Raw genomic sequence first — 18,357 nt, 5'->3', positions numbered from 1 at the left:
TGAAGTACTATATAAACGATTATAAGTAAATAGATCTCTAGAAATATATATTCTAATTCCCTTTTCTTCTTGCATATAGTTGCAATTCTTCTTTTGAATATAACTAAAACACGAACGTTATTGACTACTAATAAAAAAACATTCGATTATTTATTGACATCGTTTATGAAATATTGTTAATATAGCCATAGAAACAATAATATAAGACCTCATATAATCGCGGGGATATGGCCTGCAAGTCTCTACCTAACGACCGTTATTCGTTAGACTATGAGGGAAAGTCACTCGGTATTTTTCTATTCACAAGGGATACGTATGCCTGAGTAGAGCGCTTTCTCTCATAGTAAAAGAGAAACTGTTCTATTTCAGGCTTTTTTTATTTGAATCGGGGGGATTCTAATATGAAATCACTAGTTGGAGTCATAATGGGAAGTACGTCAGACTGGGAAACAATGAAATATGCTTGTGACATTTTAGATGAATTAAATATACCGTATGAGAAAAAAGTTGTATCCGCTCATCGGACTCCGGATTATATGTTTGAATATGCAGAGACGGCTCGTGAACGTGGATTGAAAGTTATTATTGCTGGAGCTGGTGGAGCAGCGCATTTACCAGGAATGGTTGCAGCGAAGACAAATCTTCCTGTAATTGGAGTTCCAGTTCAATCAAAAGCATTAAACGGCTTAGATTCATTATTATCCATCGTCCAAATGCCAGGAGGTGTTCCAGTTGCAACTGTTGCAATTGGTAAAGCCGGTTCAACGAATGCTGGATTACTTGCTGCACAAATACTTGGATCATTCCATGATGATATACATGATGCATTAGAATTGAGACGAGAAGCGATTGAAAAAGATGTGCGTGAAGGTAGTGAGCTAGTATGACGAGAATCATTTTACCTGGAAAAACAATCGGCATTATTGGAGGCGGCCAGCTAGGAAGAATGATGGCATTGGCAGCCAAGGAGATGGGATATAAAATTGCTGTTTTAGATCCTACAAAGCATTCACCATGTGCACAAGTTGCTGATATTGAAATTGTTGCACCGTATGACGATTTAAAGGCAATTCAGCATTTAGCAGAGATAAGTGATGTTGTCACATATGAATTTGAGAATATTGATTATAGATGTTTACAATGGCTTGAAAAACATGCTTACTTGCCACAAGGTAGTCAGTTGTTAAATAAAACGCAAAATCGTTTTACAGAAAAGAATGCAATTGAGAAGGCTGGGTTACCAGTAGCAACGTATAGATTAGTTCAAAATCAAGATCAGCTTACAGAAGCAATTGCTGAGTTATCATTCCCTTCCGTCTTAAAAACGACGACAGGTGGATATGATGGGAAAGGGCAAGTTGTTTTAAGAAGTGAGACTGATGTTGAGACAGCAAAAAATCTTGTGGATAAAGCAGAGTGTATTTTAGAGAAATGGGTGCCTTTTGAAAAAGAAGTATCCGTTATTGTGATTCGTAGTGTAAGTGGTGAAACGAAAGTATTTCCAGTAGCAGAAAATATTCATGTAAATAACATTTTACATGAATCTATCGTTCCAGCTCGCATTACAGAAGAGCTTTCTCAAAAAGCAATTGCTTACGCAAAGGTACTTGCGGATGAATTAAAACTTGTGGGAACACTAGCTGTAGAGATGTTTGCTACAGCTAATGGTGAGATTTACATTAATGAATTAGCACCAAGACCTCACAATTCAGGACACTATACACAGGATGCATGTGAAACGAGCCAATTTGGTCAACATATTCGAGCAATCTGTAATTTACCTCTAGGAGAAACAAATTTGTTAAAACCAGTTGTCATGGTAAACATTTTAGGCGAACATATAGAAGGGGTCCTAAGACAAGTGAATAGATTAACCGGGTGCTATTTACACTTGTATGGAAAAGAAGAAGCAAAAGCACAGCGAAAAATGGGGCATGTTAATATTTTAAATGATAATATTGAAGTCGCTCTAGAAAAAGCGAAGAGTTTGCATATTTGGGACCATCAAGAACAACTGTTGGAGGGAAAAAGATGATTAGTCGTTATACACGCCCTGAAATGGGTGCGATTTGGACGGAAGAGAACAAATTTAAAGCGTGGTTAGAAGTTGAGATTTTAGCTTGTGAAGCATGGGCTGAGCTTGGCGACATTCCAAAAGAAGATGTTAAAAAAATTCGTGAACATGCATCATTTGATATTGATCGTATTTATGAAATTGAAAAAGAAACACGTCATGACGTAGTTGCATTCACTCGTGCTGTATCAGAAACGCCAGCACTAGGCGAAGAACGTAAATGGGTTCATTACGGTTTAACATCTACAGATGTAGTAGATACAGCATTATCTTACATCTTAAAACAAGCGAATGAAATTATATTAAAAGACTTAGAGAACTTTGTAAGCATTTTAGCTAACAAAGCGAAAGAGCATAAATACACAATCATGATGGGAAGAACACACGGTGTTCATGCAGAACCAACAACATTCGGTTTAAAACTTGGTCTTTGGTATGAAGAGATGAAACGTAACGTAGAACGTTTCAAACAAGCTGCTGATACAGTTCGTGTTGGTAAACTATCTGGTGCGGTTGGTACATATGCAAATATCGATCCATTCGTAGAAAAATATGTTTGTGAAAATCTAGGATTAGAAGCAGCACCAATTTCAACACAAACATTGCAACGTGATCGTCACGCACACTACATGTCAACACTTGCATTAATCGCAACATCTATCGAAAAGATGGCAGTTGAGATTCGTGGCTTACAAAAGAGTGAAACACGTGAAGTTGAAGAAGCTTTCGCAAAAGGCCAAAAAGGTTCTTCTGCAATGCCACATAAGCGTAATCCAATTGGATCTGAAAATATGACTGGTTTAGCTCGTGTTATCCGCGGTTATATGATGACAGCTTATGAGAATGTTCCATTGTGGCATGAGCGTGACATTTCTCACTCTTCAGCAGAACGCGTAATTTTACCAGATGCTACAATCGCATTAAATTACATGTTAAATCGCTTTGGTAATATCGTTAAAAACTTAACTGTATACCCAGAGAATATGAAACGCAATATGACAAGAACATACGGCTTAATTTATTCTCAGCGCGTAATGCTTACACTAATCGACAAAGGTATGGTACGTGAAGAAGCTTATGATATCGTACAGCCTAAAGCGATGGAAGCTTGGGAAACACAAGTACAATTTAAAGAGCTTGTAGAAGCTGATGAGCGCATTACAAGCAAGTTAACACAAGAAGAAATTAATGAATGCTTCAACTATGAGCATCATATGCAACACGTTGATACAATCTTTGAACGCCTTGGATTAAACGAAGCGTAAAATTTCATATGGCACAGAATAGAGTCATTCTGTGCCATTCTTTATAAAAACATTATTCACATTTTTCAAACTACAGGGGGCTTGCGAAATGCAAAAGCTAGAATTGCTGTATGAAGGTAAGGCAAAAAGAATTTATCGTACAGAATCAGCAGATATGGTTTGGGTAGAGTACAAAGATAGTGCGACTGCTTTCAATGGGGAGAAAAAAGAGACGATTACAGGAAAAGGTCGTTTGAACAATGAGATTACAACTTTATTGTTCAGAAAGTTACAAGAAGTAGGAATTAAAACACATTTTGTTGAGAAGTTATCTGAAACAGAACAACTTGTTAAAAAAGTGAGTATTATTCCTTTAGAAGTTGTCACAAGAAATGTAATTGCAGGAAGTCTTTCAAAACGATTAGGAATGGAAGAGGGAACTGTACTTGCAGAACCAATCGTAGAATTTTACTTCAAAGATGATAATTTAGGAGATCCGCTTGTAACGGAAGATCATATTCGTGTATTAAACGTTGCATCGCCAGAGCAAGTAAGCGTATTACGAGATATGGCTCTACAAATCAATCAAGTGTTGATTGATCATTTCGCAAGCTGTCGTGTAAGATTAGTAGATTTCAAATTAGAGTTTGGTGTAACGGAAGAGGGAGAAATCATATTAGCGGATGAAATTTCACCAGATACTTGCCGTTTATGGGATGAAACGAGCAATGAGAAGTTTGATAAAGACGTATTCCGTCGCGATCTTGGAAATTTAACAGATGCTTATGAAGAGATTTTAAAACGTTTAGGGGGAATTTCACATGTATAAAGTTAAGGTATATGTAACATTAAGAGAAAGCGTATTAGATCCACAAGGAACAGCGGTAAAAGGAGCACTTCATAGTCTTTCATTCACAGAAGTACAAGACGTTCGAATCGGAAAGTACATGGAACTAACAATTGATAAATCTGTATCTGACTTAGATAGCAAGGTAAAAGAAATGTGTGAAAAACTATTAGCGAACGTTGTAATGGAAGACTTCCGTTATGAAGTTGAGGAGGTTGTCGCACAGTGAAATTTGCCGTAATAGTATTTCCAGGTTCGAACTGTGATGTCGATATGTTCCATGCAATTAAAGATGAGCTTGGCGAAGAAGTAGATTACGTTTGGCACGATACAGAGAATTTAGATGAATATGATGCAATTTTACTACCAGGTGGATTCTCTTACGGTGACTACTTACGCTGCGGTGCTATTTCTCGCTTTGCTAATGCAATGAAAGCAGTACAAAAAGCTGCTGAGCAAGGAAAGCCGATTTTAGGTGTATGTAATGGATTCCAGATTCTTGTTGAATCAGGATTACTACCAGGAGCATTAATGAGAAACGAAAATTTAAAATTTATGTGTCGCACTGTTCAGTTGCGTGTTGAAAATAATGAAACGATGTTTACATCACAATATGGAAAAGATGAAGTAATTAATATTCCAATCGCGCATGGTGAGGGGAATTACTATTGTGATGAAGCGACTCTTAAACAATTAGAAGAGAATAATCAAATCGCATTCCGTTACGTAGAAAACCCTAACGGTAGCGTTTCAGATATTGCTGGTATTGTAAACGAAAAAGGAAATGTACTTGGTATGATGCCACACCCAGAGCGTGCTGTAGATGAATTACTTGGCGGTGCTGAAGGGTTAAAAGTCTTTCAATCTATCTTAAAACAGTGGAGGGAAACATATGTCGTTAATGCTTGAACCAAATCCAACACAAATTAAAGAAGAGCGTATATATGCGGAAATGGGGCTAACAGACGAAGAGTTTGCCATGGTTGAAAAGATTTTAGGTCGTCTGCCAAATTATACAGAAACAGGGTTATTCTCTGTAATGTGGTCTGAACATTGTAGTTATAAAAATTCAAAACCAGTTCTTCGCAAGTTTCCAACGACAGGTGAGCGCGTTCTGCAAGGACCTGGAGAAGGTGCTGGAATTGTAGATATCGGTGATAATCAAGCAGTTGTATTTAAAATGGAAAGTCATAACCATCCTTCAGCTATTGAACCATATCAAGGAGCAGCAACAGGTGTTGGTGGTATTATTCGTGACGTATTCTCTATGGGAGCACGTCCGGTAGCTCTATTAAACTCACTTCGTTTCGGTGAATTACAGTCACCACGTGTGAAATATTTATTCGAAGAAGTAGTAGCAGGAATTGCAGGATACGGCAACTGCATCGGTATTCCGACTGTTGGCGGCGAAGTACAATTTGATCCATGTTATGAAGGAAATCCACTTGTAAATGCAATGTGCGTAGGTTTGATTAACCACGAAGACATTAAAAAAGGGCAAGCGCACGGTGCTGGTAACACAGTAATGTACGTAGGAGCATCAACTGGTCGTGACGGCATTCATGGTGCAACATTCGCGTCGGAAGAACTATCTGAAAGCTCAGAAGCGAAACGTCCAGCGGTTCAAGTAGGGGATCCATTTATGGAAAAACTTCTTATTGAAGCGTGTTTAGAATTAATTCAATCTGATGCACTTGTTGGAATTCAAGATATGGGTGCGGCTGGTTTAACATCATCTTCTGCAGAAATGGCAAGTAAAGCAGGAATGGGTATTGAAATGTACTTAGATGATGTACCACAGCGTGAAACAGGAATGACACCATATGAAATGATGCTATCTGAATCACAAGAGCGTATGTTAATTGTTGTGAAAAAAGGTAGAGAACAAGAAATAGTAGATTTATTTGAGAAGTATGGTCTTGCAGCGGTTACGATGGGGAAAGTAACCGAAGATAAAATGCTTCGTTTATTCCATAAAGGTGAAAAGGTAGCTGAAGTTCCAGCAGATGCTTTAGCAGAAGAAGCACCAATTTATCATAAGCCATCAAAAGAAGCAGCATACTTTGCTGAATTCCAAGCAATGAAAATGGAAACGCCAAAAGTAGAAAATTATAAAGACGCGTTATTCGCTTTATTACAGCAACCAACAATTGCAAGTAAAGAGTGGGTATACGATCAATACGATTACCAAGTTCGCACAAGCACAGTTGTTACGCCAGGTTCAGATGCTGCAGTTGTACGTGTACGCGGTACAGAAAAAGGATTAGCAATGACGACAGATTGTAACTCTCGCTACATTTATCTAGACCCAGAAATGGGCGGTAAAATTGCAGTAGCAGAGGCAGCGCGTAATATCGTATGTTCTGGCGGAGAGCCACTTGCAATTACAGATTGCTTAAACTTCGGTAACCCAGAAAAACCAGAAATCTTCTGGCAGATTGAGAAATCAGTAGACGGTATGAGTGAAGCTTGTCGCACATTACAAACACCAGTTATCGGCGGAAACGTATCGATGTATAACGAGCGTAGTGGCGAAGCCGTATATCCAACACCAACTGTTGGGATGGTCGGACTTGTACATGACTTAAAACATGTAACAACACAAGAGTTTAAGCAAGCTGGTGATTTAGTTTATGTAATCGGTGAGACGAAAGCTGAGTTTGGCGGAAGTGAATTACAGAAAATGATTCACGGCAAAATTTTTGGTCAATCACCAAGTATCGATTTAGATGTAGAATTAAAACGCCAAAAACAAGTATTAGAAGCAATTCAAGCCGGTCTTGTTCAATCTGCACATGATGTTGCTGAAGGTGGCTTAGCAGTTGCAATTTCAGAAAGTGCGATTGGTGCTAAAGGCTTAGGTGCTACTGTGAAATTAGATGGAGAAGCAACAGTAGCATTATTCGCTGAATCACAGTCTCGCTTCGTGATTACGGTAAAACGTGAAAATAAAGAGGCGTTTGAGAAAGTGGTAGAAGCAATCCAAGTTGGAGAAGTAACAAGTATAAATGAAGTAACAATTCATAATGAAGAAAATGAAGTATTACTTACAGCAAATGTAGATGAAATGAGAAAGGCTTGGAAAGGGGCAATCCCATGCTTGCTGAAATAAAGGGGTTAAACGAAGAATGTGGCGTTTTCGGAATTTGGGGGCATGAAAATGCAGCACAAGTTTCATACTACGGATTGCACAGTTTACAGCACCGTGGGCAAGAAGGCGCAGGCATTGTCGTAAATAATGGGGAAAAAATCGTCGGTCACAAGGGGTTAGGTTTAATATCAGAAGTGTTTTCAAGAGGTGAGCTAGAAGGATTAAATGGAAAATCAGCAATCGGACATGTACGATATGCAACAGCTGGTGGAAGTGAAGTTGCTAACGTTCAACCATTATTGTTCCGTTTTTCTGATCATAGTATGGCGCTAGCTCATAACGGGAATTTAATTAATGCAAAAATGCTTCGCCGTGAATTAGAGGCAGAGGGAAGTATTTTTCAAACAAGTTCAGACACAGAAGTACTTTTACATCTTATTAAACGTAGTACGAAAGACTCTTTAATTGAAAGTGTAAAAGAGGCTCTGAATAAAGTGAAAGGTGCGTTTGCGTATCTTTTACTAACTGGAAATGAAATGATCGTTGCGTTAGATCCGAATGGGTTCCGTCCGCTTTCAATTGGAAAGATGGGGGATGCTTACGTTGTAGCATCTGAAACATGTGCTTTTGATGTAGTAGGTGCAACATACATTCGCGATGTAGAACCTGGTGAATTACTTATCATTAATGATGAAGGAATTCACGTAGATCGTTTCACAAACGATGTAGAACATGCGATTTGTAGTATGGAATACATTTACTTTGCACGACCAGATTCTAATATTGCTGGTGTTAACGTTCATGCAGCACGTAAAAACATGGGGAAACGTTTAGCGGCAGAAGCTCCTATTGAAGCAGATGTTGTTACTGGTGTACCAGACTCTAGTATTTCAGCTGCGATTGGCTATGCGGAGGCAACAGGCATTCCGTATGAATTAGGATTAATTAAAAATCGTTACGTTGGACGTACGTTTATCCAACCTTCTCAAGAACTGCGCGAGCAAGGGGTAAAGATGAAGCTTTCCGCAGTAAGAGGTGTGGTTGAGGGGAAACGAGTTGTTATGATTGATGACTCTATCGTAAGAGGAACGACAAGTAAACGAATTGTTCGTATGCTTCGTGAGGCTGGAGCGACAGAAGTTCATGTAAGAATTGCTTCACCACCTCTGAAATATCCATGTTTCTATGGCATTGATATTCAAACGAGAAAAGAATTAATTGCAGCAAATAATACAGTAGAAGAAATCCGCGAAATGATCGGAGCAGATTCTTTAACATTTTTAAGCGAAGATGGATTAGTAGATGCAATTGGACGTCCATATGAAGGGAAATATGGCGGCCTATGCATGGCTTACTTTAATGGGGACTACCCAACAGCTCTTTATGATTATGAGCAAGAGCTTTTAGAAAGTATGAAATAAGAAAAGTGAAAAAAGCTTCTACTTCTTTTGCTGTAGAAGCTAGCTTTTTTCTTAAAACGGCCCGCCCTGGATGGGGAGAAATTAAAAGACGAGGTGTAAATAACGATGGCGAATGCATATAAGCAAGCAGGAGTAGATATTGAAGCTGGATATGAAGCGGTATCTCGCATGAAAAAACACGTACAAACAACTATGAGAAAAGAAGTACTAGGCGGTTTAGGCGGTTTTGGAGGTATGTTTGATCTATCAAAATTTGCATTAGAAGAACCTGTATTAGTATCTGGAACAGATGGCGTGGGAACAAAATTGATGCTCGCTTTTATGGCAGATAAACATGACACAATTGGTATTGATGCAGTAGCAATGTGTGTAAATGATATTGTTGTCCAAGGAGCAGAGCCGCTTTTCTTCCTTGATTATATTGCTTGTGGTAAAGCTGAACCTAGTAAAATTGAAAACATCGTCAAAGGTATATCAGAGGGCTGTCGCCAAGCTGGTTGTGCATTAATCGGTGGAGAAACAGCTGAAATGCCAGGAATGTATTCTACGGAAGAATATGATTTAGCTGGTTTTACAGTTGGGATTGTTGATAAAAAGAAAATTGTAACAGGTGAAAAGATTGAAGCTGGTCACGTGCTAATTGGCTTAGCATCTAGCGGTATTCATAGCAATGGTTACTCTTTAGTACGAAAAGTGTTACTAGAAGATGGAGAACTATCTTTAGAGCGTATTTATGGACGCTTAGAACTACCTCTTGGTGAAGAATTATTAAAACCAACGAAAATTTATGTCAAACCTATTTTAGAACTATTGAAGAAGCATGAAGTATACGGTATGGCGCATATTACAGGGGGTGGATTTATTGAAAATATCCCACGTATGTTGCCAGAAGGAATTGGTGCTGAGATTGAACTAGGATCTTGGAAAATTCAGCCGATCTTCCATTTACTTCAAGAAGTTGGGAAACTGGAAGAGAAAGAAATGTTCAATATTTTTAACATGGGTATTGGTATGGTAGTAGCAGTGAAGGAAGAAGATGCAAAAGATGTTGTTCGTCTTCTTGAAGAGCAAGGAGAAACGGCTCGTATTATTGGACGTACTGTACAAGGAGCTGGCGTTACTTTTAATGGAGGCAAAGCACTATGAGTAGATTAGCAGTTTTTGCTTCTGGAAGTGGATCTAACTTTCAATCTCTCGTTAATGCGGTAGAAGAAAAAAGATTGGATGCAGAAATTAGTTTATTAGTATGTGATAAACCAGAAGCACGTGCTGTTGGGCGAGCGCATTATCATCATATTCCGTGTTTCGCTTTTTCAGCGAAAGCATATGAGTCCAAAGAAGCGTTTGAAAAAGAGATATTAAAGAAGCTAGAAGAATATGAAATTGATTATATTATTTTAGCTGGATATATGCGTTTAATCGGGCCGACGTTACTAGAAGCATACGGCGGAAAGATTATTAATATTCATCCATCATTACTACCGAGCTTTCCGGGTAAAGATGCTGTCGGTCAAGCGTTAGAAGCAGGTGTGAAAGTAACTGGAGTAACAATTCATTATGTAGATGCAGGTATGGATACAGGGCCAATTATTGCGCAAGAAGCAGTGGTTGTTTCTGAAGGGGATACGAGAGAAAGCTTACAAAAGAAAATTCAGCAAGTTGAACATAAATTATACGTAAATACAGTGAATCAAATTGTTCAGTCTGTGAAAGAAGCAACTGTTAACTAACATACAACCAGGGGTGAAGGATAAATGAAAAAGCGTGCATTAGTAAGTGTTTCAGATAAAACAGGAGTAGTAGAATTTGTTAAAGGGTTACTAGAGCAAGGGATTGAAGTTATTTCAACAGGTGGTACGAAAAAGTTACTAGAAGAAAACGGCTTACAAGTAATTGGTATTTCTGAAGTAACTGGTTTCCCTGAAATTATGGATGGTCGTGTGAAAACTTTACATCCAAATATTCATGGTGGTCTATTAGCAGTTCGTGATAATGAAACACATGTAGCGCAAATGAATGAATTAGGTATTCAAGCAATTGATTTTGTTGTTGTTAACTTATACCCATTTAAAGAAACAATCGCTAAGCCTGATGTAACATTTGCTGATGCAATTGAAAATATTGATATCGGTGGCCCGACAATGATTCGCTCTGCTGCGAAAAATCATAAATTCGTATCTGTAATTGTAGATCCAGTAGATTATGATATTGTGTTAGCAGAACTGAAAGAGAACGGTGAAGTAGCAGAGGAAACGAAACGTAAACTAGCAGCGAAAGTATTCCGTCATACAGCAGCGTATGATGCGTTAATTTCTAACTACTTAACAGAGCAAATGGGTGAAGAAAGTCCAGAAACATTAACTGTGACATTTGAGAAAAAGCAAGACTTACGTTATGGCGAGAACCCACATCAAAAAGCAACTTTCTATAAAGCGCCATTCGCAGCAACTTCTTCTGTTGCATACGCAGAACAATTACACGGTAAAGAATTATCGTATAACAATATTAATGATGCAGACGCAGCGCTTAGCATCGTAAAAGAATTTACAGAACCAGCAGTAGTAGCAGTAAAACATATGAATCCATGTGGTGTTGGAGTAGGAACTGATATTCACGAAGCATATACTCGTGCTTATGAAGCAGATCCAGTATCAATCTTCGGCGGTATTATTGCAGCAAATCGTGAAATTGATAAAGCTACAGCAGAAAAGTTACATGAAATTTTCTTAGAAATTGTTATCGCACCTTCGTTCTCGCAAGAAGCTTTAGAAGTGTTGCAAAGTAAGAAGAACTTACGCTTACTAACTGTAAATATTGAAAAAGCGACAAGTGCAAGCAAAAAACTAACTTCTGTACAAGGTGGGCTTCTCGTTCAAGAGGAAGATACGTTATCATTAGATGAAAGTACAATTTCAATTCCAACGAAACGTGAACCTTCAGAGCAAGAATGGAAAGATTTAAAACTAGCTTGGAAAGTTGTAAAGCATGTGAAATCAAATGCAATTGTTTTAGCGAAAGATGATATGACAATTGGTGTCGGTGCGGGACAGATGAACCGTGTAGGTTCTGCAAAAATCGCAATTACACAAGCTGGTGAAAAAGCACAAGGTAGCGCACTTGCATCTGATGCTTTCTTCCCAATGCCAGATACATTAGAAGAAGCAGCAAAAGCAGGAATTACAGCAATCATTCAACCGGGCGGATCAATCCGTGATGAAGATTCTATTAAAGTGGCGGATACGTATGGGATTGCTATGGTGTTCACTGGCGTACGTCATTTCAAACACTAATAGAGGATGTTTAAAAGGTCCGGTCGAGATAACCTTCGCAAGTCGTCGTTGCAATGCCAGTGCGGTACTCATGTAGGAAAGCTACACTCCGTGTCCTCCTGGCAAATGCGCCTAGACCAGCTCGGTTCTCTCGATCCTCCTTTTAAACTTTTATTGATATGAGAAAGCAAACTAGGAGCATAGCTTCTAGTTTGTACTTATTTAATTATTGGGGGATGAAATATGAATGTTTTAGTAATTGGCCGCGGTGGGCGTGAGCATGCTTTAGCTTGGAAGTTTGCACAATCTGAAAAAGTAGAAAAGGTGTATGTAGCACCAGGTAATGAAGGTATGCGCGATGTTGCAACACCAGTTGATATTGATGAAAATGATTTTGATGCATTAGTTTTATTTGCTAAAGAGAATAAGGTTGAATTAACTTTCGTTGGACCAGAAATTCCACTTATGAATGGAATTGTTGATCGATTTAACGAAGAGGGACTTCGCGTATTTGGTCCGAATAAAGCGGCTGCTGTTATTGAAGGTAGTAAAGCTTTTACGAAAGAATTAATGAAAAAATATGATATTCCAACTGCGGCGTATGAAACTTTTACAGATTATGAAGAAGCAGTACAGTACATTCAAAAAGTTGGTGCACCAATCGTTATTAAAGCTGACGGCCTAGCTGCTGGTAAAGGCGTGACAGTAGCAATGACACTTGAAGAGGCATTACAAGCTGTGAAAGAAATGCTGCAAGATGTGAAATTCGGCGCGGCAAGTAAGAAGGTCGTTATTGAAGAGTTTTTAGATGGACAAGAATTTTCATTAATGGCATTCGTGAATGGAACAACTGTAAATCCAATGGTAATCGCCCAAGATCATAAAAGAGCTTTTGATGGTGATAAAGGTCCAAATACGGGCGGAATGGGTGCGTATTCTCCAGTGCCACAAATTCCAGAATCAGCAGTTCAAGAGGCGATAAAAACGGTATTACATCCAACTGCTAAAGCGATGATTGCAGAAAACCGTTCGTTTACAGGCATTTTATACGCAGGTCTTATTTTAACAAATGATGGTCCAAAGGTAATTGAATTTAATGCACGCTTTGGTGATCCTGAAACAGAAGTAGTATTACCTCGCTTAGAAAACGATTTAGTTGATGTATGTAACGCTGTATTAGATGAAAGTGAGCTAACGTTACAATGGTCAGAGGAAGCAGTAATTGGTGTTGTACTTGCTTCGAAAGGATATCCAGAAGCATATAAAAAAGGTGACATTATTAAAGGATTAGATGCACTGCAAGATGCGATTGTTTTCCATTCAGGCACAGCGATGAAGCATGGTGATTTTGTAACAAACGGTGGCCGTGTACTATTTGTTGCTTGCAAGGCGAATAGTTTACAAGAAGCAAAAGATAAAGTATATAAAGAAATCGGTAAAATTGAGAGTGATGGTCTATTTTATCGAAGTGATATAGGATATCGTGCAATTGAGCATAAGATGACGAGAAGTTAATATGTAAAAATCCCGCTGAGGAATCAGCGGGATTTTTTATGCATCTTTATCTTTTTTTAATTTCCCTTTTTGCTTTGCCATTTCTCGAAGTAAATACTCGATGTGTGCATTGACGCTACGAAACTCATCATTTGCCCATTTTTCGATGACTGCGTGTAATTCAGGATCAATACGTAATGGAAAGCTTTTCTTTTTAGCCATAATTACTTATAGCCCTTAGTATAGGCTTCCTGTATTAATAACCGGTTGCGCACCTTTATCTGAAACGATGGCAACTAATAAGTTGTTTACCATATTTGCTTTACGCTCGTCATCAAGTTCCAGTACGCCTTCTTCATCTAACATATGGATTGAATCTTTGGCCATCTTCACAGCACCTTCAACAATTTCTTTTCTAGCAGCTAATACTGCTTTTGCTTGTTGACGTTGTAGCATTGCATGGGCAATTTCTGTTGCGTAAGCTAAATGCGTTAAACGAGTTTCCAATACTTCTACACCAGCAATTTCAAGACGTGCCTCTAACTCACGTTTTAATTCTTCAGAGATTTCTTCAGTATTTCCGCGTAACGTAATGCAAGTTTCATCTTGGAAATTGTCATATGGATATTTTGTTGCGACGTGGCGGATTGCCGTTTCGCTTTGAATTTCTACAAATCGATCGTAATGTTCAACACCGAACATTGCTTTTGCAGAATCAACTACTTTATATACGATAACAGCTGCAATTTCAATCGGATTTCCCTCAACATCGTTTACTTTTAATTTCTTACTATTAAAGTTTTCAACACGTAAAGATACAGTTTGACGGAATGCGAACGGAATCGTTAAAAATAAACCGTTTTGACGAATTGTTCCTAAATAATTACCAAAGAACGTAATAACTTTCGCTTGATTTGGTTGAACAATCCCGATACCCGTAGCGAGAATTGCGGCTAATACAATAGTTAGTGCTGCTCCTATAAAAATTTCTTGTGCAAGGAAAAATACACCGATAGCCGCTAAAATCAAAATTCCAATAATACCGAGAAAACCATTTACATAAAATACTTGTTTTTCTTTCATATGATCGCCTCCTGATATAAAAATGATATCACTTTTATATCATTTTAAGCAAGAGGTATGCACCTAATTTTCTGAATTTTATTGATTGATATCTTTTATATACATTTTAAGCTTAAAAAGGGAATATACGTTCTGTTTTTATGGTAAAATAAAGAAGACTTAACCGCCCACTGCAGCAGCTAAGTCCCTTTGAGAGCATCTTGCATCGTGACAAATGATTCAAAGCGGTTTTGCCAGGATTATTTCTTCAATCGCTGACTCAATCTCTTTGTCAGAAGCGTCATAACTTCCTTTTGACTTTGGCTTGTCATGAGAGGAAGTTTGATTCACTTCTTCTTTAGCATGTCCTTTTTCAGTAAAATTCATGCTAGGCATTTTAAATGCACCCATATTCATGTATTTTCCAAACTTCCACGCTTCAACAATAGGGCAGAAGCGAACAATTCCCTCTGCAACTTTCATTGCACCAATCCATAGAAAAATGTTAGACCAAGTGCACCATGGCTTGCGTACAAGTTTAGTTGCACTACATCCGAAGAGGACAAGCCCAAGTGTAATTCGAATTAGAGCGTTTATTGTCCCGATGTTTTGCTTCATTAGAAAAACACTCCTTTTTATGAAAATTGAAATAGTAAATACTACTTCTCTTATTAGTATCCCGTGTGATTTTGGGGATATGTAATCCAACATTTGACGTTGAAAAAGATGTTGGAATGGGCGTGTGTGTCAGTAGCTTTTTTTGTTATAATGAAAGAATGCATAAAAAGAAGATGAAATTAAATCATTCTTTTTGAAAAATATTTAAAAAACAAGATGAAAACTAACTGTTATTTTACACAGAACTATAGATATAACTAGAGAAAAGGAAGGGTGTTTTCATGTACGATATTTCCGGATGGAAACATGTATTTAAGCTTGATCCAAATAAGGAGTTAAGCGATGAACATTTAGAAATGATTTGTGAGTCTGGAACTGATGCGGTTATTGTAGGCGGAAGTGATGGGGTTACAATTGATAACGTATTACACATGCTAGTTAGCATTCGTAGATATGCTGTTCCTTGTGTATTAGAGGTCTCTGATGTAGAAGCAATTACACCAGGATTTGATTTTTATTACATCCCAAGTGTGTTAAATAGCCGAAAAGTAGAATGGGTAACAGGTGTTCATCATGAGGCATTGAAAGAATTTGGGGATATTATGGACTGGGACGAAATTTTTATGGAAGGGTATTGTGTTTTAAATCCAGAAGCGAAAGTAGCCCAGCTTACAGATGCGAAATGTGATTTAACAGAAGATGACGTTATTGCATATGCTCGTTTAGCAGACAAGTTATTACATTTACCGATATTTTATTTAGAATATAGCGGTACGTATGGAGAAGTTGAACTTGTTAAAAATGTAAAAGCAGAATTGAAACAAGCTAAGTTATACTATGGCGGCGGTATTTCTAATGCAGAACAGGCGAAAGAAATGGCACAATATGCTGATACAGTAGTTGTTGGAAATATTATTTATGATGATATAAAATCGGCGTTAAAAACAGTTAAAGCAGTAAAAGGAGAGTAGGTGCAGGCGTATATGAGTATGACAGATAAGTTATTAAACGGTTTAAATCCACAGCAACAAAAAGCAGTACAAACAACGAATGGACCACTTCTACTAATGGCAGGTGCAGGTAGTGGTAAAACACGCGTGTTAACACACCGTATTGCGTATTTGCTTGGTGAAAAAGGTGTAGCACCATGGAATGTACTAGCTATTACCTTCACAAATAAAGCAGCTCGTGAAATGCGCGAGCGTATTGATACACTTGTGGGACCAGAAGCAGAAGATATTTGGATTTCGACGTTCCACTCTATGTGTGTACGTATTTTACGACGTGATATCGATCGTATTGGCATTAATCGTAACTTTACAATCTTAGATTCAGGTGATCAGTTAACGGTAGTCAAAAAAATTATGAAAGAGCGCAATATTGATCCGAAGAAATTTGAGCCGCGCTCTATTTTAGCGGGTATTAGTAATGCGAAAAATGAACTGTTATCTGCGGATAAATATGCAAAAAAAATTACAATGGCTGATCCATATGAAAAATTAACGAGCGATGTATACACAGAGTATCAAAAACGTCTTTTGAAAAATAATTCATTAGACTTTGATGATTTAATTATGACGACGATTCAGCTATTTGAACGTGTTCCAGAAGTATTGGAGTTTTATCAGCGTAAGTTCCAATATATTCACGTTGATGAGTATCAAGATACGAATAAAGCGCAATATCTTCTTGTTAAACATTTGGCAGCGCGTTTTAAAAATCTTTGCGTTGTAGGTGACTCTGACCAGTCTATTTATCGCTGGCGTGGTGCAGATATTTCTAACATTTTGTCATTCGAAAAAGATTATGAGAATGCACAAGTAATTTTGTTAGAACAAAATTATCGTTCGTCACAAAATATTTTAAATGCAGCGAATGCTGTTATTGAAAAAAATACGAATCGTAAACCGAAGAAATTATGGACGGACAATCAAGTTGGGAGCAAAATTTCGTATTATCGTGCTGCAACTGAAAAGGACGAAGCATATTTTGTTGCGAAAAAAATTCGTGACGATCTTCAAATGGGGAAACGAAAATACACTGATTTTGCAGTACTATATCGTACGAATGCTCAGTCTCGTATGGTCGAGGAGATTTTCCTTAAATCTAACATCCCGTACAAAATTGTCGGGGGTACGAAGTTCTACGACCGTAAAGAGATTAAAGATATTTTGGCGTACTTACGTTTAATCGGTAATCCAGATGATGAAATTAGTTTTGCACGTATTATTAACATGCCAAAGCGTGGTATTGGTGCGACTTCTATTGATAAAATTATTAATTATGGTGTGCAAAACGGAATTTCATTAACTGCTGTATTTGATGAGATTGAGCATGTTGGAGTAAGTGCAAAAATTACAAAGGCAGTAAAAGAATTCGCAAGTTTATTACACAACTGGGTAAATATGCAAGAGTATTTATCTGTTACAGAATTAGTAGAAGAAGTTATTGAAAAAACAGGCTATCGCGATATGTTGAAAAATGAGCGTTCTTTAGAAGCGGAAGGTCGTTTAGAAAACTTAGACGAGTTCTTATCTGTTACGCAAACATTTGAATCTCAAAGCGAAGATAAGAGTCTTGTTGCATTCTTAACAGATTTAGCACTTGTTGCTGATATTGATCGTGTAGATGAAGACCCAACTGCTGGTGAAGAAGTTATCTTAATGACGATGCACTCAGCGAAAGGATTAGAGTTCCCGGTTGTCTTTATTGTTGGTTTAGAGGAAGGGATATTCCCTCATACTCGTTCTCTTATGGAAGAGGATGAAATGCAAGAAGAACGTCGTCTTGCTTATGTAGGTATTACTCGTGCAGAAGAAGAGCTATATTTATCTAATGCGCAAATGCGTACTTTATTTGGTAGAACAAGTATGAACGCTGCGTCTCGCTTCATTACAGAAATCCCGACAGAACTAGTGGAATCATTAAATGAAACAGCGCCGAAGCGTGAAAATTCGTTTGGTGCAAAAGGTAGAACAGCAAGTAGCAGTAAAATGACAACGACAACCAAAACACGCTCTCGTTCAGCTTTCGCGCGTCCTGCAGCTAAGACGACAGGCGGTGAGCAAATTGGCTGGGCAGTAGGCGATAAAGCTTCCCACCAAAAATGGGGAATCGGTACAGTTGTAAGTGTAAAAGGTGAAGGTGATGCAAAAGAATTAGATATTGCGTTCCCAAGCCCGATTGGTGTTAAACGTTTGTTAGCAAAATTTGCACCTGTGACGAAACAATAGAAAG

At 38.0% G+C, this 18,357-nt stretch carries 17 protein-coding genes and 1 riboswitch; of the genes, 14 read left to right on the top strand and 3 right to left on the bottom strand.

Annotated elements, in window-relative coordinates; genetic code table 11:
* The first annotated feature begins 189 nt into the window (after nucleotides 1–189).
* Nucleotides 190–291, top strand: a riboswitch (purine riboswitch).
* Nucleotides 292–401: 110 nt separating this feature from the next.
* The 12 genes from purE to purD all read left to right on the top strand — a co-directional run bounded on the left by purE (nucleotide 402) and on the right by purD (nucleotide 13,461).
* Nucleotides 402–887, top strand: coding sequence for a 5-(carboxyamino)imidazole ribonucleotide mutase (purE, locus tag ACO6VI_RS13490; protein WP_000839367.1), 486 nt, complete (start codon nucleotides 402–404; stop codon nucleotides 885–887).
* Nucleotides 884–2,035 (top strand): 5-(carboxyamino)imidazole ribonucleotide synthase, encoded by a 1,152-nt coding sequence (gene purK, locus ACO6VI_RS13485; RefSeq protein WP_422423483.1) that lies wholly within the window; start codon nucleotides 884–886, stop codon nucleotides 2,033–2,035. Before purE ends, purK begins: the two co-directional genes overlap by 4 nt.
* Nucleotides 2,032–3,339, top strand: coding sequence for an adenylosuccinate lyase (purB, locus tag ACO6VI_RS13480; protein ID WP_000625682.1), 1,308 nt, complete (start codon nucleotides 2,032–2,034; stop codon nucleotides 3,337–3,339). The genes purK and purB overlap by 4 nt, the downstream gene beginning before the upstream one ends.
* Nucleotides 3,340–3,427: 88 nt before the next feature.
* Nucleotides 3,428–4,147: a phosphoribosylaminoimidazolesuccinocarboxamide synthase gene (gene purC / locus ACO6VI_RS13475; RefSeq protein WP_001170549.1), complete on the top strand. Its 720-nt coding sequence runs from the start codon at nucleotides 3,428–3,430 to the stop codon at nucleotides 4,145–4,147.
* Nucleotides 4,140–4,394: a phosphoribosylformylglycinamidine synthase subunit PurS gene (gene purS / locus ACO6VI_RS13470; RefSeq protein ID WP_000278823.1), complete on the top strand. Its 255-nt coding sequence runs from the start codon at nucleotides 4,140–4,142 to the stop codon at nucleotides 4,392–4,394. Before purC ends, purS begins: the two co-directional genes overlap by 8 nt.
* Nucleotides 4,391–5,074, top strand: a complete 684-nt coding sequence (gene purQ, locus ACO6VI_RS13465) for a phosphoribosylformylglycinamidine synthase subunit PurQ (RefSeq protein ID WP_000666787.1) — start codon at nucleotides 4,391–4,393, stop codon at nucleotides 5,072–5,074. The genes purS and purQ overlap by 4 nt, the downstream gene beginning before the upstream one ends.
* Entirely contained in the window at nucleotides 5,058–7,277 is a 2,220-nt protein-coding gene (gene purL / locus ACO6VI_RS13460) for a phosphoribosylformylglycinamidine synthase II (RefSeq protein WP_161520412.1), read from the top strand. The genes purQ and purL overlap by 17 nt, the downstream gene beginning before the upstream one ends.
* On the top strand, nucleotides 7,262–8,677 hold the full coding sequence (purF, locus tag ACO6VI_RS13455) for an amidophosphoribosyltransferase (protein ID WP_000879026.1): 1,416 nt from the start codon (nucleotides 7,262–7,264) through the stop codon (nucleotides 8,675–8,677). Before purL ends, purF begins: the two co-directional genes overlap by 16 nt.
* 105 nt (nucleotides 8,678–8,782) lie before the next feature.
* Nucleotides 8,783–9,823 carry a phosphoribosylformylglycinamidine cyclo-ligase gene (gene purM / locus ACO6VI_RS13450; RefSeq protein ID WP_001262442.1) on the top strand — a complete coding sequence of 347 codons (1,041 nt, stop codon included), beginning with the start codon at nucleotides 8,783–8,785 and terminating at the stop codon, nucleotides 9,821–9,823.
* Entirely contained in the window at nucleotides 9,820–10,407 is a 588-nt protein-coding gene (gene purN, locus ACO6VI_RS13445; RefSeq protein ID WP_000088577.1) for a phosphoribosylglycinamide formyltransferase, read from the top strand. The genes purM and purN overlap by 4 nt, the downstream gene beginning before the upstream one ends.
* Before the next feature lie 24 nt (nucleotides 10,408–10,431).
* Complete coding sequence (gene purH / locus ACO6VI_RS13440) at nucleotides 10,432–11,967, top strand: bifunctional phosphoribosylaminoimidazolecarboxamide formyltransferase/IMP cyclohydrolase (RefSeq protein WP_016083735.1); 1,536 nt, start codon at nucleotides 10,432–10,434, stop codon at nucleotides 11,965–11,967.
* Between the two features lie 222 nt (nucleotides 11,968–12,189).
* Nucleotides 12,190–13,461 (top strand): phosphoribosylamine--glycine ligase, encoded by a 1,272-nt coding sequence (purD, locus tag ACO6VI_RS13435; RefSeq protein ID WP_161520411.1) that lies wholly within the window; start codon nucleotides 12,190–12,192, stop codon nucleotides 13,459–13,461.
* A 36-nt stretch (nucleotides 13,462–13,497) separates the two neighbouring features.
* Here the strand turns inward: purD and ACO6VI_RS13430 are convergent, their stop codons facing one another.
* The 3 genes from ACO6VI_RS13430 to ACO6VI_RS13420 form a co-directional block, all read right to left on the bottom strand.
* The gene (locus ACO6VI_RS13430) at nucleotides 13,498–13,662 is read right to left on the bottom strand and encodes a toxin-antitoxin system HicB family antitoxin (RefSeq protein WP_001085171.1); all 165 of its coding nucleotides are present in this window, start codon (nucleotides 13,660–13,662) and stop codon (nucleotides 13,498–13,500) included.
* 15 nt (nucleotides 13,663–13,677) lie between these two features.
* Nucleotides 13,678–14,523: an SPFH domain-containing protein gene (locus tag ACO6VI_RS13425; RefSeq protein WP_000660674.1), complete on the bottom strand. Its 846-nt coding sequence runs from the start codon at nucleotides 14,521–14,523 to the stop codon at nucleotides 13,678–13,680.
* A gap of 219 nt (nucleotides 14,524–14,742) precedes the next feature.
* Nucleotides 14,743–15,120, bottom strand: a complete 378-nt coding sequence (locus tag ACO6VI_RS13420) for a YgaP family membrane protein (protein ID WP_000812342.1) — start codon at nucleotides 15,118–15,120, stop codon at nucleotides 14,743–14,745.
* Between the two features lie 281 nt (nucleotides 15,121–15,401).
* Between ACO6VI_RS13420 and ACO6VI_RS13415 the strand changes: the two genes are divergently transcribed.
* Together ACO6VI_RS13415 and pcrA are read left to right on the top strand one after the other, a co-directional pair.
* Nucleotides 15,402–16,091 carry a heptaprenylglyceryl phosphate synthase gene (locus ACO6VI_RS13415; protein WP_000272084.1) on the top strand — a complete coding sequence of 230 codons (690 nt, stop codon included), beginning with the start codon at nucleotides 15,402–15,404 and terminating at the stop codon, nucleotides 16,089–16,091.
* Between the two features lie 12 nt (nucleotides 16,092–16,103).
* Entirely contained in the window at nucleotides 16,104–18,353 is a 2,250-nt protein-coding gene (pcrA, locus tag ACO6VI_RS13410; RefSeq protein ID WP_161520410.1) for a DNA helicase PcrA, read from the top strand.
* Nucleotides 18,354–18,357: the final 4 nt, after the last annotated feature.

Origin of the sequence: Bacillus sp. PSXD-155 (assembly GCF_049310765.1) — a bacterium.
Classification (GTDB): Bacteria; Bacillota; Bacilli; order Bacillales; family Bacillaceae_G; genus Bacillus_A; species Bacillus_A cereus.
The sequence above is the reverse complement of the archived record's forward strand: the minus strand, read 5'-3'. Positions and strand labels throughout refer to the sequence as shown.